Source organism: Clostridium simiarum (genome assembly GCF_018919175.1).
Classification (GTDB): domain Bacteria; phylum Bacillota; class Clostridia; order Clostridiales; family Clostridiaceae; genus Clostridium_L; species Clostridium_L simiarum.
In genome coordinates this window covers 1-24550 of the sequence record NZ_JAHLQL010000009.1, presented here as the reverse complement: position 1 = coordinate 24550, position 24550 = coordinate 1, and the positions used below count along the sequence as shown (strand labels likewise).

Genomic DNA, 24550 nt, shown 5'->3' with positions numbered 1-24550 from the left:
TATATTCTTTATTAAAAGAGTATACAACCTTTTTGATTTGATCTAAACTTTTTCTTCAGATAATGCCTTCCATAAAGATATACAGGCTAAAATCATTACAAATATAAATGGGAAGGCTGCGGCTACAGAGGCTGTTTGGAGAGATTTTAATCCTCCTGCTAGAAGTAGAGCTGTAGCTAATAGTGACTGAACCAATCCCCATATTATTTTTTTCCTATTTGAAGGGTTTAGATCTCCCTTAGAGGTTAACATTCCTAGTACAAAGGTAGCTGAGTTTGCAGAGGTTATGAAGAACGTACCTAATAAAAATACTGCTATGAAGGATAATATAGTTCCTAATTTATATTTACCCATTACAACGAAAAATGCTGTTTCTGGTGAAGCAGCTACAGTTTTAAGTACATCCATAGACATAACACCCTCAATACCTAGGTTTATTCCCATAGTTCCAAATACTGCAAACCATATGAAGGATGCTACAGATGGAGCTACTATAACCCCTAGGATAAATTCTCTTATGGTTCTTCCTTTGGATATTCTGGCTATAAATGTACCTACAAATGGAGCCCAAGCTATCCACCATGCCCAATAGAATATTCTCCATCCATTTAGCCAAGAATTATTACCAAAGGATTCAATTTGAAGGCTATCCTTTAGAAAACTGCCTAGGTAAGCCCCTAATCCATTAGTTAATGAGTTTATTATTTTTACAGTAGGACCTACTAAAAGAGCTAGAACTAAAAGACCGAAGGCTAGATATAGGTTAACATCTGAAATAAGCTTTATACCTTTTTCTATACCGCTAACTGCAGACCAAATAAATAGTACAGTTATTACTGCGATTATGAGTATTTGTATTATTTGATTTTCTGGAACTCCAAAAAGATATTTTAATCCGCTATTTATTTGTAGAGTACCAAGTCCTAAAGAGGTTGCAACTCCAGCTACTGTAGCTAACACTGCAAATATATCTATGGCTTTTCCTATAGGACCATTAACTCTTTTTTCGCCTATTAAGGGTTCAAATATACTACTTATTAAGCCAGGTTTGTTTTTTCTGAATTGAAAATAAGCTAGTGCCAGGCCTATTATAGAATAATTTGCCCAAGGGTGAAATCCCCAGTGCATAAAGGAGGATTTCATAGCAAAATTAGCTGCTTCTACAGAACCAGGTTCTATACCTGGAGGTGCAATGAAGTGAGACATTGGTTCGGCTACTCCCCAAAACACTAGTCCAATTCCCATACCAGCTCCAAAAAGCATGGCAAACCAAGAAGTGGTACTATATTCGGGAGTGGAGTTGTCAGATCCAAGTTTTATATTTCCATATTTACTGAAAGCTAGTATTAATGCGAAGCCTACAAAGATAAGCATTGATATTAGATATGCCCAACCAAACTTATTTGTTAAGGTATCTAATAAGCTATTTGCTGCTTTTGCAAAACTATCTTTAGATACAATAGCCCATAAAACTATTATAAAGGTTACAGCTAAGGATATATAATAAACTTGTTGTCCTTGTTTTTTGGATTTTATATTCATATTGCTTTTCATTTATTTCACCTACCTACTTATAATTTAAAACCTTTTCAAACAAAGTTCCATGGTAGAACATGGAACTTTGTTTAGCTAGTTATTTTAAAACTTAACCTTAAATATGGTTTGCTCATCTATTTCAGTAGTAAGTGAATCTAAGGCAACGCCTACTCTATGATAACGTAGTTTCCATTGTTCAGTTTTATCTGTAGCTGGATCTCCTAGAGGGTAAGGTATAGATATTGTTGGAACTATTCTATTGGAACCAACAGTTTTAGCTACAGGAATCAAGTTACACATTTGAACTATAGGGAAGCCTGCTCTTTCAAATTCTTTAACCATGGTTGCACCGCAACGCGTACAAGTTCCTCAAGTGGACACGAGCAGAATAGCATCTACATTATCTTCTCTTAAATAAGGTATCATTTCTTTTGCCATTCTAGCTGCTTCAGCCTGAGTGGTTCCAGTTCCTACTGTAGAATAGAAGTAGTTATGAAGCTTTCCTATCTTTTTTTCTTTCTCGTAAACTCTTAAAGCATCTATAGGTACTATTACATCTGGATCTGCATCTGCAGCAGCAGGATCAAAGCCAGCATGGATAGTTTTATAAATTCCACCCTTTAAGTCATCTATTCCTTCTATGTTATATCTTCCCCATCTTGTTGCAGAGGCGGATTGTATTCTATCAGGATTATCCATAGGAACTATTCCACCTGTGTTCACAACAGCTATATTAGATTTACTAAGATCCTTTATAGCTGTTGCTATAGGAACTCTGTCTGCCTTTGGAATTGGAAGTTCTGTATTAAAAGGTTTACCGTTTAATTTTTTTATAAGCATTTCTACAACTCTATCTGAGGCTGGTCTCTTATCTTCTCTCCAAACCTGATGTCTTATTCCTCTTTCGTAATAGCCTTCTTTATCTGCACCTAAAATTTCTGCACCTTTAAGAAGTTTATTACCTAGATTGGCCATATCTTTTATGTCACTTCTCATTTTGGCTGCACTTTTTCCACCCTTTAGTATATACATATCCTTTTTAAACATTTCAACTCCAGGGTTTTCTTCGTGCATAGAGCTTATTACTGGAACATTGAATTTTTCTTTCACTATTTTGCATATAGTTCCGCAGGCAGCCCCATATCTTCCAGCTTGAAAGGCAGGTCCAGCGAAGAATATATCAAATTCTTTATCTTTAAGAAAATCTAGTATAATATCTATAGCTTCATCAGTGTTTGATCCCATGAAGTTATCACCACATATTATTGTATGAGTAACCTCTGCATCTAGCTGTTTATTGAGTTCAATGGCAGGACCTATTAGTCCTTCTTTTATAACTGGAGCAAAATCAGCTTTATCTTCTCCACCGATTTGTCCAAAGAATTGATTTATATAAAGGATAGCTTTTTTCATATTATCCCCTCCTAAAATTCTTTCATAGTTTTAGTGGACCAACCGACTACTTGATCACCACAGAACATTGCGTTATTTTCCATTACTATTGATCCGTCAGGTCTTACTGATGGTCCTAAAATCTCATCATTTGCCCATCCACCAGATAATCCATCACGTCCTAGAGCTTCTAGCTCTCCTAACACAGTATCCATAGGAGGTAATTCTATAAGTTCTGAAACATTACCGCAAGAAACTATAGCGTTTAATTTTTCATCTAAGGTCACAAGAGGTTGAGACTGTCCATCTCTTCCAGTACATTCATTAGTTATGCCTACAGTTTTTACTCCTGCATCTTCTAAAGCTACGATGCAAGCAACAAAGTCAGCATCTGGATTTCCATAGCCTTCTTCTGCAACTATTGCTCCATCTGCACCAAGAGATTTTGCTAGTTGAGCTACAAACAAGGCAGATCTATTTTTCTGCTCTAATGCCACATTAAGGTTGGACATTATAACACCTAGGAAGTTTAGGGTTTTACCATGCTCTTCATACAATCTTTTTATGGTTGGGTTATTTTGAAAGTCATAGGTTGACCATTTTGAAGAACAAGGCATAAAGCTACCAGATATAATAGCACCATCTAATATTTCATTTGGATGCATATAAGTTGGAACCATATGATTTGTATCCCAACCATAAACTAAATCATTGTAGCCATCTTCCTCCATTTGAGATTGTGCCTGCATTACAAACACCATAGAAGGAAGTTTTTGAATCTCTGAAGATCTTTTAGATATGGAATCTAATTCATAAGTTTCTATATCTTCAGGTTCCATATTTTTTATGCAACTAGCTACATACTCAGCTAACCTATGTCCAGCTTTTCTTAAAGCTTTATTTTTCTTTTGTTGTTCTCTTTTTTCAAAGTCTTCGTCAGTATCAGCTACTAGCACTATATTTTTCAGTTGAGAGAAGTAAGTATATTTAGCTCCTTCTCCACTCATGTCAATTAATCCGTCTTGGAATCCACCCCAATGCTTTCCTACAACTAATATGCTACAGTCTTTTAATGCATGGGTTCTACCGTTACCTGCTTGAGATAAGTCTCCTGTGTATCCAGGAAATAAAGCATCACCATTTAATTTAATTCTAGGCTCAATGGCTTCCTTTACGGGACACAAACGAACTCTATCACCTGGGTTTACTATGTGTAATTCTGCTTCAGTGATATGCTCATCTTCTTTAATAAAGTCCAAAGCTTCCCTTTTGTTAATTGTTAAAAGGCCTTTTGAATAAGAAGTTTTTTCGCTGAAAACGATTTCTTTAACATAAAAATTACCTATTTCAAGTTTCATTAAAGACACTCCCTCCTAAATAAATTAATATAATTAAGATAAAAGCTAGAAATTTTCTAACTCTTTTGAATAATTTAAATTAATTCTATCATAATCATGATTATATTGTAAACGTGATTATACAGAAAAATAGAGAAATTGTTATAGATTTAACAAATAGTAAGTATAGGGTTTATTAATAGGCACGTTATTACCTATTTCATTTGCCAATGATAAGTTTAATTTTTAAATACCATTTTTTATTATGTTTCTTTTATGTTATAATACGGTAGGTCTATTATAATTTATTAATATGTGGTGATAATAATGGATAATAAGGAAATGCAAAAGAAGAGAATGCTTAGTTATTTTTTAGAATCTACAAATACAATTATTGAAGAAGAGGGTATGGAGGCTGTAACTATAAGAAAGGTAGCTAGTATGGCTGGTTACAATAGTGCAACTTTATATAACTATTTTGAAAACTTAAACCATCTTCTATTTTTTGCCTCTTTAAAATATCTAAAAGATTATGCTAAGGATCTTTACAACTATACCAAAGATTCTAAGAATTCCTTAGAAACTTATCTCAATGTGTGGCTCTGTTTTTCATATCATTCCTATTTAAAACCTGAAGTATATAACTTAATATTTTTTGGTGGGTTTTCTTCTGCCACTGTAAATGAATCTATTAGGACATATTACTCTATATTTCCTGAAGAATTAGGTGAAGAATCTAAAAAGTTTTTGCCCATGCTTCTAGAAGACAATATACATTTGAGGGATTATAAATTGCTTAAAGCTTCTGCAGAAGAAGGGTTTTTAAAAGAAGAAGATTTAAAGGATATTAATGAGATGAATGTTTTAATATACAGAGGAATGTTGGCTAAGCTTTTAAGTAAGAATAATACATATACTGTAGAAGAGGCCGTAGAAAGAACCATGAAATATATAAATAAGACTATAGAAGCCTATAGAATAGATACATAGGCTTGTATCAGTGAGTATGGAAGGATTTCAAGGTTTAGATAATGTACTTATTAGAAGTATTTTTTCATCTTAAATTTAAAGTAATCTGTACAAAAAATTCAAGGATTTAAATTTTTATTAAAAGGCATCTATTTCATAAAAAGAAGATAGTGCCTTTTTTATTCATATTATTGATACTACTATGTAAAATACAACAAAATCTATTATATTATAGGACCTTAATATATATTTATATTTTTATCAACAATTGGTTTTATTTCATAAGCTAATAAATTTTACTAAACATATAGTTGTTATTTAGTAAAAAGATTCTTCTAAAGATGTTTATAGTTACATTAAATTGGTTTTTAAATGGTGTATATAACTTATGTTTTAATAAATACAATTAGAATGTAAAAAATATAACTTATGGATAGGAATTTATCTCTATCCATAAGTTATATGAGAAAACTATAAGGACTCCTCTATTTATTTAGTTCTTTTATAAATTTTTTAAATCCTTGCTGTCCAAATTCATCTCTTTTAAAAACTCCAGCATCTTCTAATACCCTAGCAAACTTTAAACCCACTTCTTCTTTTATAAAGGAATCTGGGGATTTTTCTTTGTTATATTTTTCTTTAAGCTCTTTTGCAAAGGGAAGGTGATAGTCTTTTACTGAATTAGTTTTATTTAATATAAAGTCTTCAATTTCTCTTAATTCATTTAATAACCTTCCAGGAAGGACTGCAAGTCCCATAACCTCTATTAAGCCTATGTTTTCCTTTTTTATATGATGAACATCTTCATGGGGGTGAAATATTCCAAGAGGATGTTCATCTGAAGTTCTGTTATTTCTAAGAACTATATCCATCTCATAAAGTCCATTTTTATAACGAGCTATAGGGGTTACAGTATTGTGATTTTCTTCTCCAGTAAATGCTATAATTTCTCTTTTTTTATCGTTATATGTCTTCCAATTATTAAAAATAAGAGTTGCTGCTTCTATGATATCCTCTGTGTTTTCTCCTTTTATTCTAATAACTGATAAAGGCCAATTAATTATAGAAAAATTCAAGTAAGGAAATTTGGTCAAATTAAATTTATATTCATCCTGGGCTTTTTCCATAGGAAACTCATAGCATCCCCCTTGATAATGCTCATGGGAAAGTATAGAGCCACCTACAATAGGTATATCTGCATTTGAACCTAGGAAATAATGAGGAAACTGTTTTACAAATTCTAATAGATTTTTAAAGGTATCCTTGCTTATTTTCATTGGATTGTGTTCCTTTAGAAGCACTATGCAGTGTTCATTGTAATAGGAGTAAGGAGAATATTGAAAATACCAGTTTTTATTATTTACATTAAGTCGTATCATTCTATGATTTGCCCTGTCTGGGTGATTAAGACTTCCCTCATAGCCTTCATTTTCTATACATAAAGGACAAGCAGGATATTTTACAGAAACTTTTAATCTTTCCTTTGCTATTTGCTTAGGATCTTTTTCAGGTTTTGATAGATTTATTGTTATATCTAAATCTCCATATTTACTTGAAGTCTTATAGGAGATATTCTTTTTAATTCTATCAGTTCTTATATAATTACTGTTTTGACTTAGATTATAAAAATAATTTGTGGCTTCTTTAGGGGAAGAAGAGTATCTTCTGTAGAATTCTTCATTTATTGCCGAGGGAATATTTAAAAATGCATTCATTATTTTACTTGATAATATATCTTTTTCATATAAATAGTTCTCTATTATACCCATTTCTACAGAATACTTTAGTATCTCATTTAAAGTTTCTTGTAAATTATAATGAAGTTTTGACTCCGAAGGTTCATAACTATCTAGTTTTAGTAAAGCTAGTATTCTATTTCTTGTATAGATTTTATCCATAGGATAAATTAACCTATTTTTTATAGAGATTTCTATAAGCCTATCTATTAAGGCATAAATATTATTCATTGTTATCCTCTCCGTATCCATTAGGATGGTTTTTATGCCAATTCCAAGCAGTAGATATTATATCTTTTACATCAGTATATTTTGCTTTCCATCCTAAAATTTCTTCTGCTTTTTTTGAAGAAGCAATTAATATACTGGGATCACCACTTCTTCTTTGACCTATTATTTCAGGTATTTCATTACCTGTTACCTCTCTTGCGGCTGTAATTATTTCTTTTACAGAGTAACCGTTGCTACTTCCTAGATTAAATATAGAACTTTCGTTGCCTTTTGATAAATAATTCATAGCTAATATGTGAGCGTTTATTAAGTCTGTTACATGAATGTAATCTCTTATACAAGTTCCATCCTCTGTGTCATAATCATTTCCATATACAGTTATAGCCTCTCTTTTTCCTAAAGGAACTTGTAGAACTATAGGTATTAAGTGAGTTTCAGGGCTATGATCTTCACCAATTTCTCCTAAAATATCTGCTCCTGCCACATTAAAATATCTAAGGCATACATAGTGTAAGTCATAGGCTTTGCTGAACCATTTTAGCATTTTTTCTATGGCAAGCTTTGTTTCACCATAAGTATTAGTTGGGTTTGTCTCACACTGTTCTGTAATAGGAATCTCCTTAGGCTCTCCATAAGTTGCTGCTGTGGATGAAAATACGATCTTATTTACATTATACTCTACCATAGCGTGAAGGAGATTTTGGGTACCGTGAAGATTATTATCATAATACTTTAAAGGATTCACCATTGACTCTCCAACTAAAGAGTTAGCTGCAAAGTGCATAACCCCTTCAAAGTTTTCCTTTTCAAACATATTAAATAACTCTTTTTTAATCCTAATGTCTGATTTATAAAATTTAACCCCATGTGGAATTGCATTTAAGTGACCAGTTTCAAGGTTATCTATAACTACAACTTCATTATTGTTTTTTATAAGTTCTCTTACAGCGTGAGAGCCTATATAACCTGCGCCCCCTACAACTAAAATTTTCATATTCATACCTCCAAGTACAATAAATTTAATTAAGTATTCCTATCCTTTGTAAGCATATATTGCAGTTTATGAAGTTTAATAAGGTTTTTAGAATTTTAACTTAATTTTTGTGAACCTTCACCAATAGAAGCTATATAGAAAGAAGCTTCGTAACCTATGACTTTTTTATAGTCCTTAGATACGTTTTTTATAAAGCTATCTAAATCTTCTTTAGAAACTATGGCAATGGCACAACCTCCAAAACCAGCACCAGTCATTCTAGCGCCTAATACGCCCTTTTGTCTCCATGCACTTTCTACTAAGGTATCTAATTCTTTTCCTGTAACTTCATAGTTATCCTTAAGAGATAAGTGGGACTCATTCATTAACTTTCCAAAGGCTTCTAAGTTATTATTCCTAAGTAGATTCATGGCTTCCTTTGTTCTTTCGTTTTCTGAAATAGCATGTAAAGCTCTTTTTTCTTCTATGGTGTTTTTAATAATATGTTTGTGTCTGTTAAATTCTTTTACAGTTAAATCACATAAATTATTTATTTTAATTATGGTTTGTAGCTTTGAAAGGGCACTTTCACATTCACATCTTCTCTCGTTATATTTTGAATCCGTAAGCTCTCTTCTTTTGTTTGTATTCATTATAACTATAAGGTTGTCCTCTAAGTTTACGTTTACGTATTCATAATAGAGGGTGTTACAATCTAAGATTATAGCTGAATCTACTTTACCAAAAGCTACGGCAAACTGATCCATTATCCCACTATTCACGCCAATATATTGGTTTTCAACCTTTTTACCTATTAAGCTCAAAGTTTTTTTATCTATATTTAGAGAAAATTCTTCCTTTAAGATAACACCTATTAACATTTCTAAAGAAGCAGAAGAAGATAAACCAGCTCCGTTTGGAATATTTCCGTAAACAAGTATATCCAGTCCAGCATTGATTGAGGGGTTTTCCACAGTCATATACTTTAGCATGCCTTTTACATAATTTGTCCAAGCATCTTTTTCGTTATACTCTAGATTTGATAAGTCTACTTCTACTAAGTCCGTATCTTCAAAGTTTAATGAGTATAGTCTAAATTTATTATCATTTCTTTTCTTAACAAGTCCGTAAGTGCCAAGGGTAATGGCACAAGGGAAAACAAATCCACCATTATAGTCTGTGTGTTCACCTATAAGATTTATCCTACCTGGTGAAAAATATTGATTCTCTGGTGGAGCTTTAAAGATTTTTTCAAAGGAATTTTTTAAATCATTTATATTCATAAACTATCCTCCTATAGAATATTAAAATCAATTGTATACTTACATTATAAAATTTTAGTAAAAATAATCAATATGTTTACTAAAATATTTATATGTCCTATAATATAAATTGTAAGAGTGTACAAATTATAGGCTATATTGTTTATATGTAGTCTATGTGTAAAATAATTAAATGTAGTACCTATAGCATATGCTATAGAAGATACTTAAAGGAGAATGGATACAATGGAAAAGGTTATTTTTAAAGGAATTGAAGCATTAAAAATTCAAAGTAATTATTTAAAAGTTGTGATTATACCTGAAATAGGAGGTAAGGTTGCCTCTATTTATAATTTGAAAAAGGATTTTGAACTTCTATTTCAGAATAAAGATGAAGTTTATAAAAGACCAAAAATATATGATGCTTTTGAAAACTTCGATGCAGCAGGTTTTGATGATGCCTTTCCAACTATAGATAAATGCATAGTTTCTATAAATGATAAAAATATAGAATATCCTGATCATGGTGAAATTTGGAGTGGAACTTTTGACTACACTATAGAAGGGGAAAAAATAATTTTAAGTTATAAGAGTGAAATATTACCTTATAGCTATAATAAAACATTGTTTTTAGAAAAGGATAGCTTAATATGTGAATATAATATAAAGAATACTGGTGACTTTCCAATACCTTGCATATGGGCATTCCATTGCCTTGTAAACTGTGAAGAGGATATGGAAATAGTTTTTCCAAGGGGTACCAATTTAATAGAAAATGTTCATGATAGTAAATACTTAGGTGAAGAGGGGACAGTTCATAAATATCCTCAAACCTTAGATTTGAATGGTGAGGTTTTTGATTTAAGTAAAGTTTTACCTAAAAGTTTTAATAATACAGAAAAGTATTATGTAAAGGGAAAAGTTAATGAGGGTAAGTGTGGGATATATTATCCTTCTAAAGATATAAGTTATAATATTTATTATGATGAAAAAAAGTTACCTTACCTAGGTTTTTGGATTACAGAGGGAGGATTTAGGGGAGATTATAATTGTGCATTAGAGCCAACTAATGGCTATTATGATGATATAATAAAATCTAGAGATAATAACTGTACTTTTACGTTAAAACCGGGTGAGACTTTAGAGTTTGACATAAAAATAGAATTAAGATAATATTTGAATATTCAATATTTAGTTAGGAGAGAAAATTATGGCAACCATAAAAGATATAGCGGCTAAGTCAGGGGTGTCTATTTCTACGGTTTCAAGAGTACTTAATTTTGATGAAAGCTTAAATGTTCCAGATACTACTAAAAAGAGGGTTTTTGAAGCTGCAGAAGAGCTAAATTATACAAGAAAAAAAGAAAAAAAAACTAAAGCAATGAAGGGTACTAAATTAGCTATAGTCCATTGGTATTCTGAAAAAGAAGAATTAGGAGATCCCTATTATTTATCCATACGTATAGGTGTAGAAAAGAAGTGTGATGAAGAATCAATACAAACTATAAGATTAAACAAGGAAGAGAATTATAATAATATTGAAAGTGTAGATGGAGTAATTGCCATAGGAAAGTTTGGAAGAGAAGAGATAGATTTTATAAGCCAGATAAGTAATAATATAGTATTTGTTGATTCCTCTCCTGATGAGGATCAATTTGATTCTGTAGTTATAGATTTTAAAAAAGCTATGATAGAGGGGTTAGATTATTTAATTAGCCTAGGCCATAAAAATATAGGTTATATAGGTGGAGAGGAATTTATAAACAAAGGTAGGGAGAAGGTAAAAGACTATAGAGAAATAACATATATTGAATATATGCGTTCTAAAGGTATGTTTAATGAAGAATTTATATCATTGGGTTCTTTTACTCATGCTGATGGTTATAATATTATGAAAAAAATGCTTAAATTAAAGGAAGTTCCTACAGCTTTTTTCTTGTCTAATGATACCATGGCAATAGGTGCTTATAAGGCAATTATTGAAGAAGGACTAAAAATTCCTGAGGATATAAGTATTATAGGATTTAATGACATATCTACAGCTAAATATTTAGTGCCATCTTTATCTACTATTAAGGTTTATACTGAGTTCATGGGAGAATCTGCTGTAGAACTTATGCTAGAAAAATTAAGGACAGATAGAGAGATAAATAAAAAAGTTATAATACCAACTAAGTTTTTAATAAGAGAAAGCTGTAGAAAAATATAATAATTTAAGATTAGATTAACCAACATCTTTCAGGTATATTAAAAGAATGTCTCAAAGGGACAGAAAACTTGTCCTTTGGGGCATTTTTGTGGTGATTTTACAGCATTAGACTATGTTATATATATATAGTTAACATATAATATAGTTGAATAGTGCAAATTGTTTTTAGGAGGCTTTATGAAACTTAGGATAAAAACATCATTACTGGTCATAGTAATTATATTATTTACCTTAGGAACTGCTACAGGATTTTCTATTATTAAAATGAATAAAGTAATAAGAGAGCAAATGGGAAAAAATGCAATGGATATAGCTAATACTGTGGCTTCTATTAAGGATGTACAAGATGTGTTAAAGTCTAAAAAGAAAAACAACGAAATACAATATATAATTGAAAATATAAGATTAAAAACAAGGGTTCAATTTATAACAGTTATGGATATGGAGGCTATAAGATACTCTCATCCTATTCCTGAAAACATAGGTAAACCTTTTATTGGTGGAGATGAAAAAAGAGTTTTAGAGACTGGACAGAGTTATATAGCTGAGGGGGAAGGTACTTTAGGACCATCCTTAAGGGCTTTTTCTCCTATTTATAAGGATGGAGAGCAAATAGGAGCTGTAAGCGTAGGTATACTTACAGGGTGGATCTCCCAAGAATTTCAAACTTTATTATATGAATTTATACCTTATATAGTTATAGCTTTGACCATTGGCGTAATAGGAGCATGGCTTTTATCCACCAATATAAAAAATACCATATATGGATTGGAACCGAAGGAAATAGCTTGGATACTTAAAGAGAGGGAAGCTATCCTAGAAGATATGGATGAGGGGATTATTGCTATAAATAATAAGGGGTACATAATACTTTTAAATAAAAATGCTAGAAATATATTAAGATTAAAGGAAGATTTTAAAGGGAAAAATATAAGTGACTTACGGTATAAAGGAAGGTTTTTAGAGGTTTTAGAAAATAAAATAGCCATTAAAAACTTAGAGGAAAGGTTATGGGAAGATATAATAATATTAAGTAGTTATGAACCTTTGATAGATAATAAAGGTGAAATTATGGGGGTCCTTGCAACATTTAGGGATCTTACAGAAGTTAGAAGCCTTGCAGAGGAACTTACAGACTTTAAAAATATGACATGGTCTTTAAGGGCTCAAAACCATGAATTTATGAATAAACTTCATACCATAGGAGGACTTATTGAACTTGAGGAATATGATAAAGCTTTAAATTATATTTATAATACTGTAGAAAATAGGAACAGAATAATGAAAGCGTTAAGTAAGATAAAGGATAAAACCTTGGCAGCCTTAATATTGGCAAAGTTTAATAAAGCTTCTGAGGGAAGAATTGAATTTATCTTAGAAGAAGATTCATTTCTAGAAAGCTTACCTAAAGGAATGACTACAGATAATATAACAACTTTATTAGGTAATTTGATTGAAAATTCTATAGAAGCTACCTTAGATATGGAAAAAGGTCAAATTAAGCTTAGAATAAGGGATGAAATGGATGGTTTATATATATGCTTAGAGAATAATGGAGAGGCTATAGATGAAGATATAAAAGATAAGATTTATGAAAAAGCTGTAAGTAGCAAAGGAAAAGGTAATGAAAGAGGATATGGTATGTATAATGTAAAAAATATCATAGATTCTTTTAAAGGTAATATAAATTTTACTACAGGGGAACTTACTAGATGGAATATTTTTATACCAAAAGCATAATTGTACTTTGGAAGATAGGTGGTTAAAATGATAAGGGTTATGATATTAGAAGATGATCCTATGGTTAGAGATATAAATAGTAAATTTATATGTAAAATTAATGGGTTTCAGTTATGTGCTGAGGCTGGGAACTTAAAAGATGGTATGGAGTTATTAATTAAGCATAAACCTGATTTGTTGCTTTTAGATGTTTTTTTCCCTAAAGGAACGGGGTTAGAGTTTTTAAAATGGATAAGAAAAGAAGAAATTAAATGTGATGCTATATTAATTACCGCAGAAAGTGCATTGGAAGCTATACAAGAAGCTTTTAGGTATGGTGCTGTAGACTATTTAGTTAAGCCCTTTACTTTCCAAAGATTTAAAGAGGCTTTAAATCAGTACAGATCAAGGTATGATAAATTTAGTGGGATTACTACAGCCTCTCAACAGACTATTGATGAGTACATATTGATAAAGCAAGAGATATCAAAGGAAGAAGAGGACATTGTAAAGGGATTGAATTATCATACCTATAGCCAGATTTGGGATTATATTATTGAAAATAAAAAAGAGCCTTTTACAGCAGAGGAATTATCTGAAAATATTGGAATGGCTAGAGTAACTGTAAGAAGATATTTAGAGCATATGCTTAAAGAGGGGAAGCTGGAGTTAGAATTAGAGTATGGCAAGATAGGGAGACCCTGTCATAAATATAAACGGGTTTTAAATTTTTAAATAGTAAAGAATAGATAATGTATAAGAGAGACTTTTCAACTATAGTGATTTGAAAGGTTTCTTTTTTTTGACCTAAAAGACCAAAAAGAATAATAAGACCACATTATTGATTGTTTCTTTTTTAACAAATATACTCTATATTGTAGAATATATAACAAGGGGGAGCAGTTATGAAGAAGATATTTGCATTAGTTATGTCAGCTGTACTTGTGGTTCCGTCATTAGTTGGATGTTCAGGAATTAAAAGTGAAAAGGCAGATGTGGTTGTAATAGGTGCAGGTGGAGCAGGACTTGCAGCAGCAGTAGAAGCTCATGATAATGGAGCAAAAGTAATAGTTTTAGAAAAGATGCCTATGGTTGGGGGAAACACTAATAGAGCAACAGGAGGGTTAAATGCATCAGGAACTCCACATCAGGAAAAAGCAGGAGTGAAAGATAGTCAAGAGTTATTTTATGAAGACACTATGAAGGGTGGATACAATAAAAATAACCCAGAATTAGTTAAGATTTTAACCACTCAAGCAAAGGATTCTGTAGCTTGGTTAACTGGTTTAGGCGCAGATTTAACAGATGTAGGTAGAATGGCTGGAGCTAGTGTAAATAGGACTCATAGACCAACAGGGGGAGCAGCTGTTGGAGCTCACATAGTAGATACCTTAAAGAAGGCTGCTGATGAAAGAAAAGTAGATATAAGGCTTTGGAATGAAGCTGTAGAAATAATAAAAGATAAAGATGGAAATGTAACAGGAGTTAAAGCTAAAAATAAAGATAAAAAAGAATATACCATAAATGCTAAATCAGTAATATTAACTGCTGGTGGATTCTCAGCTAATCAAGAAATGGTAGTTAAATATAAACCAGAGTTAAAAGGTTTTGCAACTACTAACCATGCAGGAGCTACTGGTGATGGTATAACTCTTGGAACTAATGCTGGTTCAAAACTAGTTGATATGACAGAAATCCAAACTCATCCAACAGTAGTACCAGGTAAAGGTGTAATGGTAACAGAGGCTGTACGTGGTAACGGAGCTATACTTATAAATAAAGATGGTAAGCGTTTTGTAAATGAGTTATTAACTCGTGATGTTGTTTCAAAGGCTATACTAGATCAAAAAGACAAAGTTGGATACTTATTTTTTGACCAAGGAATGAAAGAGAGTTTAAAGGCTGTAGAAGAATATTTTAATATGGAATTAGTTACAGAGGCAGACTCAGTAGAGGAGTTAGCTGATAAATTAAATATAGATAAGGCTACTTTAGTAGAATCAGTTAATAAGTATAATGAATCAGTAAAAAGTAAAAATGATTCAGAGTTTGGTAGACCAGATATGCCAAGAACATTAGATAAACCTAAATTTTATGCTATAGAAGTAACTCCAGCTGTTCATCACACCATGGGAGGATTAGTTATAAATACTGAGGCTCAAGTAATAGGTGAAAACGGACAACCTATAAAGGGCTTATATGCAGCAGGAGAAGTAACAGGAGGAGTTCATGGAGGTAACAGATTAGGTGGAAATGCCCTTGCAGATATAGTTACTTTCGGTAGAATAGCTGGATTAGGTGCAGCTAAAACTTCAAAATAATAATATTATAGGAGGATTATATGAAAAAGATAGTTAGTTTAAGTGTAGCTTTAGTAATGAGTGTTTTTATACTTGCGGCATGTGGAAATAGTGGAAAATATAAAGATGGAAGTTATGAAGGTGTAGGTAAGGGAGCTAGTGGAGAAATAAAGGTTTCCGTAGAGGTTAAAAAAGGCAAGATAGAAGATATAAAGCTTTTAGAGCATAAAGAAACAAAGACAATGATAGAGCCAGCAATAGAAAATTTAGTACCAGAAATAAAGAAAAAGCAATCTACTGAAGGAATAGACACTGTAAGTGGAGCAACAAATTCAAGTAAAGGTATATTAGAAGCAATAAATGGTGCTTTAGAGAAAGCTAAAAAGTAATATTAAAATATAACATAAGATCCCTTATAGTATTTATACTAAAACCGTAGCTATAGTTTTATTAAAGATTTAGCTACGGTTTTTAAACTTGTTAAAAATTATTTAAATAAATTTATATTGAATAAATCAAAAATAAATTTTATTATTAGAGGTATTACTATAAATGATAAGAGTTTTTACTATCTTCATGAAAAATTTATATTATTAATGTAATATAGTAAATACAACCTGTAGGAGTATTAGTAATGATAGTTATTAGATAAACTAATTAGAGAAAGGGGGAAATCATCTACCTTTTGGTGAGATGGTGAAGGTTTGAATCCAGTAGCGTTTAATATATTCGGAATAGAAATAATGTGGTATGGGGTTATAATATCCTTTGGAGTAATAATAGGACTTATTATAGCTTCATATAATTGTAAAATAAAACAGGTTAATTTTGATAATGTAATAGATACATTTTTAATATCTTTTCCCATAGCTATAATCGGAGCTAGACTTTACTATGTAGCTTTTGAATTTGAAAACTATAGACATAATCTTGCCTCTATATTTAATTTTAGAGGAGGCGGTTTGGCTATACATGGAGGAGTTATATTTGGTATATTAACAGCTTACATATATTCTAAAAGAAAGAAATTTGATTTTTTCGGAATGATAGATGTAGTAGCACCTTCAATAATATTAGCTCAGGCTATAGGAAGATGGGGAAATTTTCTTAATGGAGAGGCTCATGGAGGACCTGTAAGTTATGAATTTATAAGCAAGTTTCCGGAGTTTATACAAAGAGGAATGCATATTAATGGAGTTTATTATCACCCTACCTTTTTATATGAGTCTATTTGGAACTTAATAGTATTTATTGTTCTTCTTATCTTATTAAAAAAGAGAAAAGAGGAAGAAAAAGGAATTATAATAGCTTATTATGGAATACTTTATTCCATAGGTAGGTTTTTTATTGAGGGACTAAGAACGGATAGTCTTATGATATTAGGACTTAGAACAGCACAATTAGTTAGCCTAGGTTTTATAATTGTAGGGATAGTAGCTATAATTTATATTAAATATAGAACAAAGGCTAAAAATAAATTTTAATATACCAGTGAGTAAATCAAAGATAAGTATATTTAATTAATATTTTTCCTAAGTTTGTTTTAATAATAAAACAAACTTAGGAATTTGATTTTTAATGGAAACTCCATCTGAACTTAAGAATCACTTGACCTTTTTTTCTTAGAGAAGGAGAGTATGGCTCCTAAAGCTATAGATAAAAAAGATGCAGATAAAACTCTATATTCTTGAGGAAGAATAAAGGTTATAGTGTGAGCAGGAATCCAAAACAAAGGTATGGTTTTACACACCACAAAGCTAATAAATCCCTTCCAATCTATAGCTGATAATACCTTATCTAAACTTACCTTAAATATATTACTTAAGGTACCTTCTCCTAAATATATAAAAGTGTCGGTAACCCTATGAAAGGCCATAAAAGTTGGAGCGAAAGTTAAGTTCATTATAGCACTTGTAAAAAATGCTGTTGAAAAGGCATTTAATTTTGGGTTTTGGAAAGATGGAAGCAAACCTTTATTCATAACATAAGATATTCCACCAGCAAAAACATCAAAGACTATTGCAAAAACCATTCCAATGAAACCCCATACTATAAATTTGTAGATAACTCCTTGTGGTTTCTTGAAGTTTCCAGTAGATATCCTTATAGCTAAAAATTCCCCCATAGTAGCCAAGATAGAAACTTTTATAAAGCCCATTATATAAGGATGAGCTTTAGTCCAACTTAAAAACAGTGTTCTAGTTATAGGATAAGCAAGAAATAAAATAATAAATAATAAAATTGAACCCCATAATAAATCTTTTTTCTTCAAATTAATATCCCCCATAATTTAAATATTAACTTTAATTAAATCAAGTACTTTTATAAAGTAAGGTTAAGATGAAAGTAATAATTAATTTATTAATCAGAACTTCCTACATTAAAGTATCTTGAAATCTGACCTGCTAGATTTTGTATAGGCATGGTTTGTAGATAAACTTTTCCAGGGCCTGTTAAGGTGGTTAAAAACAAGCCTTCACCTCCGAAAAAGATATTTTTAATGCCTTTTACAGTTTCAACGTCAAAGTGAACAGAGCTTTCAAATAAGGCTACATGTCCAGTGTCTACTTTCATAACCTGGCCAGGGGCTAGATTATATTCCTCTACATGGCCATCAATTTCTAGGAATACCATACCTGGACCTGTTATCTTTTGTAGAATAAAGCCTTCACCACCAAAGAATCCAGCACCTAGTTTCTTCTTAAAGTAGGCCTCTACTGTAACAGAGGATTCACCTGCTAAAAAAGCTCCCTTTTGGCAGATTATATATTCTCCAGGAGCTAATTGTTTTGCTACAATTTGTCCAGGGAAAGAAGAAGGAAAAGCAATTGTTCCAGGTCGGTTTAAGCATGTAAAAGTATTTAAAAACACTGATTCACCTGCAAAAGCCCTAGCTATGCCTTTAAAAAAGCCGCCTTTCATGTTTGTATCCATGTTGATATTATCTGACATCCAGCCCATTGCTCCAGATTCAGATAAAATAGTTTCTCCTTGAGTTAGTTCACATATGACTACAGGTAGGGAGTCTCCTTTAATTTTGTAATTCATAATGTCTGTTACCGTTAAGATAACAGTTTTCACCTGCCTTTCTTGTAATGTTTTGATTTTATATCTACTATATTATTATAACCGATGAAGTATTAAAAAGTAATCAGAAAGATCAGAATCTTCAATAATGCATCCTTTATTTAACCATTTAGATAGTTAAACTTATAAAAACCAAAAATTGCACTAAAAAAGGTATTGAAATAAAATTTATTTAATAGTATAATAGCCATTGTAGCAATTAAATAAGACAAAGTAATGTGGAGAGATGTCCGAGTTGGCTTAAGGGGCACGCCTGGAAAGCGTGTGTAGGGGAAACTCTACCGAGGGTTCGAATCCCTCTCTCTCCGCCATTTTATTTTTGCCGTGCTAGATGGGGAGTTAGCGGTGCCCTGTAACCTGCAATCCGCTACAGCAGGATTGAATTCCTCATTGAGGCTTTATCTTGTAAGGTCTGCCCTGTAAAAGTGGCGTTGAGAGTTGGGTCCCACGCAATGAAAGCCCATGAACCCCGTCAGGTCCGGAAGGAAGCAGCGGTAAGTGGTCACTTTCATGTGCCGTGGATAAACCTGACTTGAGTTAACTCTACAGGTAACGCTTATAGGGTAAAGTCAAGGTGAGGTGCACGGTTTCATCATTTAAATAGACATATTAAGTCGCCTACCTCTTTTGTATTTTGAGGAAATGGCGGCTTTTATTTTAATAATTTTTAGCTTAAAATAGTATTATATAGATTATTTATTTGTAAAAGAGGTGAGGACCTTGGCTTATACTGCTTTATATAGAGAGTGGAGACCTAGAATTTTTGATGACGTAGTAGGGCAAGAACATATTAGTATTACTCTTAGAAACCAAATAAAAAATGATAGAATAGCTCATGCTTATTTGTTTTGTGGCACAAGAGGTACAGGAAAGACATCTACTGCAAAGATAATGGCTAAAGCATTGAATTGTTTGGATCTAAAAGAGGGGGAACCCTGTAATAAATGTGACATGTGTACCAAGATAAATAAGGGACTTTCAATAGATGTCATAGAAATGGACGCGGCATCTAATAATAAAGTAGATAATATAAGAGATCTTATTGATGATGTTCAGTACCCTCCTCAGGAAGCTAAATATAAGGTTTACATAATGGATGAGGTTCATATGTTAACAGATGGTGCCGTAAATGCCTTCTTAAAAACATTAGAAGAGCCACCTAAAAGAGTGGTTTTTATATTGGCAACCACTGATCCTCAAAAGCTACCTATTACAATATTATCAAGATGTCAAAGATTTGATTTTAAAAGAATAAGATATGAGGATATATCCTTAAGATTAAGAAAGATAGTTAAAGAGCAAGGAGTATTTGCTGACGATTCTAGCTTAAACTTAATAGCTAGAATGTCTGATGGAGCTATGAGAGATTCTTTAAGTATATTGGATCAAGCTATAGCTATGGGTCGAGGTAAAGTAGACTATGAGGACTTAGTTGAAATGCTAGGATTGGTTAGTAATGAAAACTTAATAACTATAACAGATGCTGTAATTCATAAGAATATAGATAAGTCTATTAGAACTATAGATGAAATAGTGTTAAGCGGAAAAGATATACATACATTTATAAAAGATTTTATAACTCATTTTAGAAATCTTCTTATGATAAAAGTTAGTAACAATCCAGAAGAGGTTTTAGATATGTCTAAAGAAAATATGGACACATTAAAACTTCAAGGGGAAAAAATAAGAATAGAAGAAATAATGAGATGTATAAGGATACTTCAAGAGGCCGAAGAGCAATCTAAGTGGAGTAAACAATCCAGAGTATACCTAGAGCTTGCAGTTATAAAAATGTGCAAAATAGAATATGATACTTCAAAAGAAGTTATGTTGTCTAGAATTAATAAATTAGAAGAAGTTATAAAGCAAGGTAAGATAACTGTAGCTTGTGAAAGCGTAACACCAGTTAAAGAAAGCCTTATGGGAAAAGCACAGCAAGCTAAAGAGGTTAATAGCAATAAAGATAAAAGTCCTAATGTAAGACCTGTTGAAAGATTTAATGAAAATTCTACATTAAACATAAATATGGTTAAAAACTCATGGAGAGATATTTTAGAAACTATAAAAAATAGAAGACATATGGTTATATATGCATCTTTACTAACAGGAGTACCTGAATCTTGTAAGGATGGAGTAGTTGAAATAAAGTATGAGCATCAGTATGCCTTCAATAAACCAAGACTAGAAACTGCTGAAAATAAAAAGATAATAGAAGATATATTTTCAGAAATTCTTAAAGAAAGAGTTAAGGTTAAATATTTTATAGAAGAAGAGATAAGGGAAGATGATGCTAAAGAAAGAATTTTAATAGAAACTTTTGGGGAAGACAAAGTAGAGATTATAGATGAGTAGATTAAAGTTGAACTATTGTAAAAATTAAAGTTATAATATAAACTAAACTTAGTTTTAAATTTAGAGTTAATTATAATAAACATTCACATAAGCAAGATATAAAAATAAAATAAAGTATAAGAAATTATGTATGAATTTTAAGGAGGTTTTTTATAATGGCAAAAGGCGGATTCCCAGGAATGGGTGGAGGGAACATGAACAATCTATTAAAACAGGCTCAAAAACTACAACAACAAATGGAAGATATGCAAAAGAATTTAGAATCAAAAGAATTTAAAGCATCTGTTGGTGGTGGAGCAGTAATTGCTAGAGCTAATGGTAAAAAGCAACTTATAGGTATAGAAATAAAACCTGAAGTAGTTGATCCAGATGATGTAGAAATGCTTCAAGATTTAATACTAAGTGCATGTAATGAAGTGCTTGCTAAAGCAGAAGAAGATACAGCAGAAGGTATGAAAAAGTTAACTGGGGGATTAAATCTACCAGGGATGTTTTAAGATGAAGGATATATTAAAATACCAAATCTGTATGATGAAAGCTACTACTTTGACTATAGGGTAGTAGCTTTGTTTTATCGTAATAAGGATTTGTGGATTAAGGATGTGAATATAAAGTGGATTTTTATCCAGTGGCCATAGAAAAACTCATAGAGGAATTTGCTAAGTTGCCTAGCGTAGGATACAAAACAGCTCAAAGGCTCACACTACATATTTTAAATCTTCCCAAGGAAGAGGTAGAAGAATTTGCAGGAGCTTTAGTTAAAGCAAGAGGAACCATAAGATATTGTTCAATTTGTGGGAACTATACTGATAAGGACCCTTGCGCTATTTGTAGTAATCCTAATAGAGATAAAAGTACAATATGCGTTGTAGAGCAGCCAAAAGATATAATGTCTATGGAGAAGGTTAGGGAGTTTAATGGAGTTTACCATGTACTTCATGGAAACATATCACCAATGGCTGGAAGAGGACCAAATGATATAAAACTGAAAGAACTCATAACTAGGATGAACGGAGAAGTTAAAGAGGTTATAGTAGCTACAAATCCAAACATAGAAGGAGAAGCTACAGCTATGTATATATCAAAAATTCTAAAACCACTAGAGGTTAAGGTAACAAGAATCGCTCATGGTATTCCTGTAGGAGGAGACCTAGAGTATGCAGATGAAGTCACCTTATCAAAGGCATTAGAAGGAAGAAAAGAAATATAAAGGTTAAAGAACCTACACTCAATCTTAATTTACTAATTTAGGATTAAGTGTAGGTTAATGTTTATCTAAAAATAACTATTATTTAATTAAAATTAGTGATATTATATTTAATGTAAATTAAGAAAACTATCTATTAATGTAAGGAGAGAATATATAATATGATAGATAATGACAAGAAGTTTTATGTTGTGGTAAAAGCAATAGTTGAATATAAAGGCAAAATTTTAATTATTAAGCGATCAGATGAAGATAATATCGATGCTGGAACATGGGAGTTTCCAGGAGGTAAGGTAGACTTTGGAGAAACACCTGAAGAAGCTTTAATAAGAGAATTAAAAGAAGAGGTATCACTAAATGTGAATATTAATGGATTTTTGTATACTTGGTCTAGAGTAATGGATGAAAATAGACAAATAATTGGATTAACCTATCTTTGTGAAAGTGATAGTGATGAGGTTTTAATTTCATTTGAACATTCTGATTATAAATGGATAGAAAAACATGAAATAAAAGCTAATATATCAAATGAATATATATTAGATGGTTTAAAAAAGGTAAACTGGGTTTAATATTAAGTATATTAACTTAATACTAACACCTTATTTTCAGATAGATAAAAATTTGAATGTAAGGTGTTTTTTATATTTTTTAGAGGTAGCTAAATAATTATTATAAATGAGCAGAACCTTATTTTGAATAATTTAAAAACTTTTCCTATATGTTTCGAATTAAAGGAAGTTAAAACTCATAGAATATTAAAAGAGATGTACTGTTTTTAAAAGATTTATAAATTCCATTATTTTTGTAACTATCATTATAGCTAGAGTATATTATTATATTGATCCTAAATTTTATTTATATTATATTTTTCACAGAAGAAATAAGGTTTCTAAAAAAGTAACTCCTTTTATAGTTTGCTTACCACCCTGAAAAGCAAAAGATATGAAATCTGTAGTCTCTTCAAAGACTTTTCTCACTATTTAATGAGCAGTATCAATACTCATAAATCCATTATTAACTACTTCTTTGCTATCATCAACATCATCATAAAAATAGTACTTATACTTTAAATTATAATTTAAAGATGACGGCTTAATTAATATAGACATACTTAATATGATATTTCCAATAAAGTTACTAAGTTTTAGCAAGGTTATGTGGAAGTTGTACTAAAAAACTATGTATTATTAAATAGATAACTCATGATAAAAAGAAAAGCCTACATTTATATGTATATAATTTTAGATTATATAAGTTATAAGATTATGATTTACTAAGATATAAAAAATGGTTAATAAGAAACTTTTAAGAAATGATATAAAATTTGGAATTTGTGTCAATAATTATAATAAATATGATTATTTGAGGTGTTCTATGAAAAATAAGATAGGTTTAAAAAAAAGTGAGGAGTATACCAAGGAGCAACTAGATATAATTCAATCCTTAGAGGAAACTATATCTGAGTTAGAAGCTGTAAGAAAAATGTTTGATGATGTTAGTGATCCTAAATTAATAGAAGTAGCTATTTATTCTGAACAAGCATTAAAGGCAAAATATGAGTATTTGCTCTTTCAAGCAAGGGGACTTAATATAAAGTTAGATGAAGAATTTATATACGTAAGATCAAAATGTATTTTATAGATAAGGATAAAGATGTATTTAGGGGAAGTATATGAGGAACTTAAGATACAGATAAGAAGCTAAGAGTTTACATAAATTTGGAGCTCTTAGCTTTTTAAGATTGCTTTATAATATAAATATAAAAAATCATTAGTTTAATGGAGAAAATCAATGTTTTTAAAATTGTAAAAGGGGGGATAGGATATAGAGATGATTAAAATCTTTGTTTAGAAAGCTGATTAAAGGTAATTATATACGAATTTAAGTGCTTTTGAGATTAGATTATTTCATAGATAGAAGTATACAGTGCCTAGTGTATCTATATGAAAAAATAAGAGAAAAAGTTAGATATATTGATTATATAAAATATAATTACTTATAACGGGGTATAAAAAGGATATGGAGTACTAGAATAGATGGTATTCTATAAAAGTTCCTTACGGCAAAGAAAAAACAAAGACTTGCTTCTAGGAACAAAGTTTTAAAAGTTTAAAACAACAATAAAAAAGTTGTTGACAACTAATAAAACACATGATAAGATAAATGAGTCGCTTCGGTAAAGAAGCAAATTGATCTTTGAAAATTGAACAGAAAAGATGATATAAAGACCAGCAATT

Annotated in this window: 22 protein-coding genes, 1 tRNA gene and 1 other RNA gene; 15 read left to right on the top strand and 9 right to left on the bottom strand. The window is 31.0% G+C overall.

What is annotated here, in order from left to right; all coding sequences use genetic code 11:
* Positions 1-42: 42 nt before the first annotated feature.
* The 3 genes from KQI89_RS16565 to KQI89_RS16555 all read right to left on the bottom strand — a co-directional run bounded on the left by KQI89_RS16565 (position 43) and on the right by KQI89_RS16555 (position 4286).
* Positions 43-1554 carry a glycine betaine uptake BCCT transporter gene (locus KQI89_RS16565; RefSeq protein ID WP_246583162.1) on the bottom strand — a complete coding sequence of 504 codons (1512 nt, stop codon included), beginning with the start codon at positions 1552-1554 and terminating at the stop codon, positions 43-45.
* A gap of 84 nt (positions 1555-1638) precedes the next feature.
* A complete protein-coding gene (gene grdH, locus KQI89_RS16560) occupies positions 1639-2949 on the bottom strand; it encodes a betaine reductase selenoprotein B (protein WP_216458033.1) in 1311 nt (436 codons plus the stop codon).
* 11 nt (positions 2950-2960) lie between these two features.
* A complete protein-coding gene (locus tag KQI89_RS16555) occupies positions 2961-4286 on the bottom strand; it encodes a glycine/sarcosine/betaine reductase component B subunit (RefSeq protein ID WP_216458032.1) in 1326 nt (441 codons plus the stop codon).
* Positions 4287-4592: 306 nt separating this feature from the next.
* On the opposite strand from KQI89_RS16555, the gene KQI89_RS16550 reads away from it, so the two are divergent.
* Complete coding sequence (locus KQI89_RS16550) at positions 4593-5255, top strand: TetR/AcrR family transcriptional regulator (RefSeq protein WP_216458031.1); 663 nt, start codon at positions 4593-4595, stop codon at positions 5253-5255.
* Positions 5256-5719: 464 nt separating this feature from the next.
* Here the strand turns inward: KQI89_RS16550 and galT are convergent, their stop codons facing one another.
* The 3 genes from galT to KQI89_RS16535 form a co-directional block, all read right to left on the bottom strand.
* Positions 5720-7201, bottom strand: coding sequence for a UDP-glucose--hexose-1-phosphate uridylyltransferase (galT, locus tag KQI89_RS16545; RefSeq protein ID WP_216458030.1), 1482 nt, complete (start codon positions 7199-7201; stop codon positions 5720-5722).
* Complete coding sequence (gene galE / locus KQI89_RS16540) at positions 7194-8195, bottom strand: UDP-glucose 4-epimerase GalE (RefSeq protein ID WP_216458029.1); 1002 nt, start codon at positions 8193-8195, stop codon at positions 7194-7196. The genes galT and galE overlap by 8 nt, the downstream gene beginning before the upstream one ends.
* Before the next feature lie 95 nt (positions 8196-8290).
* Entirely contained in the window at positions 8291-9457 is a 1167-nt protein-coding gene (locus KQI89_RS16535; RefSeq protein ID WP_216458028.1) for a galactokinase, read from the bottom strand.
* Between the two features lie 225 nt (positions 9458-9682).
* On the opposite strand from KQI89_RS16535, the gene KQI89_RS16530 reads away from it, so the two are divergent.
* From KQI89_RS16530 to lgt, 7 genes are all read left to right on the top strand, one after another.
* Positions 9683-10609 carry a DUF5107 domain-containing protein gene (locus tag KQI89_RS16530; RefSeq protein WP_216458027.1) on the top strand — a complete coding sequence of 309 codons (927 nt, stop codon included), beginning with the start codon at positions 9683-9685 and terminating at the stop codon, positions 10607-10609.
* 37 nt (positions 10610-10646) lie between these two features.
* Entirely contained in the window at positions 10647-11645 is a 999-nt protein-coding gene (locus tag KQI89_RS16525) for a LacI family DNA-binding transcriptional regulator (RefSeq protein ID WP_216458026.1), read from the top strand.
* A gap of 177 nt (positions 11646-11822) precedes the next feature.
* Complete coding sequence (locus KQI89_RS16520) at positions 11823-13385, top strand: ATP-binding protein (protein WP_216458025.1); 1563 nt, start codon at positions 11823-11825, stop codon at positions 13383-13385.
* Positions 13386-13412: 27 nt separating this feature from the next.
* Positions 13413-14099 carry a response regulator gene (locus KQI89_RS16515; RefSeq protein WP_216458024.1) on the top strand — a complete coding sequence of 229 codons (687 nt, stop codon included), beginning with the start codon at positions 13413-13415 and terminating at the stop codon, positions 14097-14099.
* Between the two features lie 170 nt (positions 14100-14269).
* Positions 14270-15685 carry a flavocytochrome c gene (locus tag KQI89_RS16510; RefSeq protein ID WP_216458023.1) on the top strand — a complete coding sequence of 472 codons (1416 nt, stop codon included), beginning with the start codon at positions 14270-14272 and terminating at the stop codon, positions 15683-15685.
* 20 nt (positions 15686-15705) lie between these two features.
* On the top strand, positions 15706-16053 hold the full coding sequence (locus tag KQI89_RS16505; protein WP_032123227.1) for an FMN-binding protein: 348 nt from the start codon (positions 15706-15708) through the stop codon (positions 16051-16053).
* Positions 16054-16368: 315 nt separating this feature from the next.
* On the top strand, positions 16369-17148 hold the full coding sequence (lgt, locus tag KQI89_RS16500; RefSeq protein WP_216458022.1) for a prolipoprotein diacylglyceryl transferase: 780 nt from the start codon (positions 16369-16371) through the stop codon (positions 17146-17148).
* Between the two features lie 113 nt (positions 17149-17261).
* Here lgt and KQI89_RS16495 read toward each other — a convergent pair whose 3' ends face one another.
* Positions 17262-17936 carry a hypothetical protein gene (locus KQI89_RS16495; RefSeq protein ID WP_216458021.1) on the bottom strand — a complete coding sequence of 225 codons (675 nt, stop codon included), beginning with the start codon at positions 17934-17936 and terminating at the stop codon, positions 17262-17264.
* Positions 17937-18025: 89 nt separating this feature from the next.
* Positions 18026-18712, bottom strand: coding sequence for a TIGR00266 family protein (locus KQI89_RS16490; RefSeq protein ID WP_216458020.1), 687 nt, complete (start codon positions 18710-18712; stop codon positions 18026-18028).
* A gap of 259 nt (positions 18713-18971) precedes the next feature.
* Between KQI89_RS16490 and KQI89_RS16485 the strand changes: the two genes are divergently transcribed.
* From KQI89_RS16485 to KQI89_RS16460, 6 genes are all read left to right on the top strand, one after another.
* Positions 18972-19062: transfer RNA gene (locus KQI89_RS16485), tRNA-Ser, on the top strand.
* Positions 19063-19073: 11 nt separating this feature from the next.
* Positions 19074-19338, top strand: an RNA gene (gene ffs / locus KQI89_RS16480) — signal recognition particle sRNA large type.
* Positions 19339-19471: 133 nt separating this feature from the next.
* Positions 19472-21103 carry a DNA polymerase III subunit gamma/tau gene (gene dnaX, locus KQI89_RS16475; RefSeq protein WP_216458019.1) on the top strand — a complete coding sequence of 544 codons (1632 nt, stop codon included), beginning with the start codon at positions 19472-19474 and terminating at the stop codon, positions 21101-21103.
* A 155-nt stretch (positions 21104-21258) separates the two neighbouring features.
* Entirely contained in the window at positions 21259-21600 is a 342-nt protein-coding gene (locus tag KQI89_RS16470; RefSeq protein WP_032123222.1) for a YbaB/EbfC family nucleoid-associated protein, read from the top strand.
* Positions 21601-21716: 116 nt separating this feature from the next.
* Positions 21717-22313 (top strand): recombination mediator RecR, encoded by a 597-nt coding sequence (gene recR, locus KQI89_RS16465; RefSeq protein WP_032123221.1) that lies wholly within the window; start codon positions 21717-21719, stop codon positions 22311-22313.
* 158 nt (positions 22314-22471) lie between these two features.
* Positions 22472-22882, top strand: coding sequence for an NUDIX hydrolase (locus tag KQI89_RS16460; RefSeq protein ID WP_216458018.1), 411 nt, complete (start codon positions 22472-22474; stop codon positions 22880-22882).
* 411 nt (positions 22883-23293) lie between these two features.
* Here KQI89_RS16460 and KQI89_RS17960 read toward each other — a convergent pair whose 3' ends face one another.
* Positions 23294-23422 (bottom strand): hypothetical protein, encoded by a 129-nt coding sequence (locus tag KQI89_RS17960; protein ID WP_281418347.1) that lies wholly within the window; start codon positions 23420-23422, stop codon positions 23294-23296.
* Between the two features lie 265 nt (positions 23423-23687).
* Between KQI89_RS17960 and KQI89_RS16455 the strand changes: the two genes are divergently transcribed.
* Positions 23688-23954, top strand: coding sequence for a DUF2508 family protein (locus KQI89_RS16455; protein ID WP_032123219.1), 267 nt, complete (start codon positions 23688-23690; stop codon positions 23952-23954).
* Positions 23955-24550: the final 596 nt, after the last annotated feature.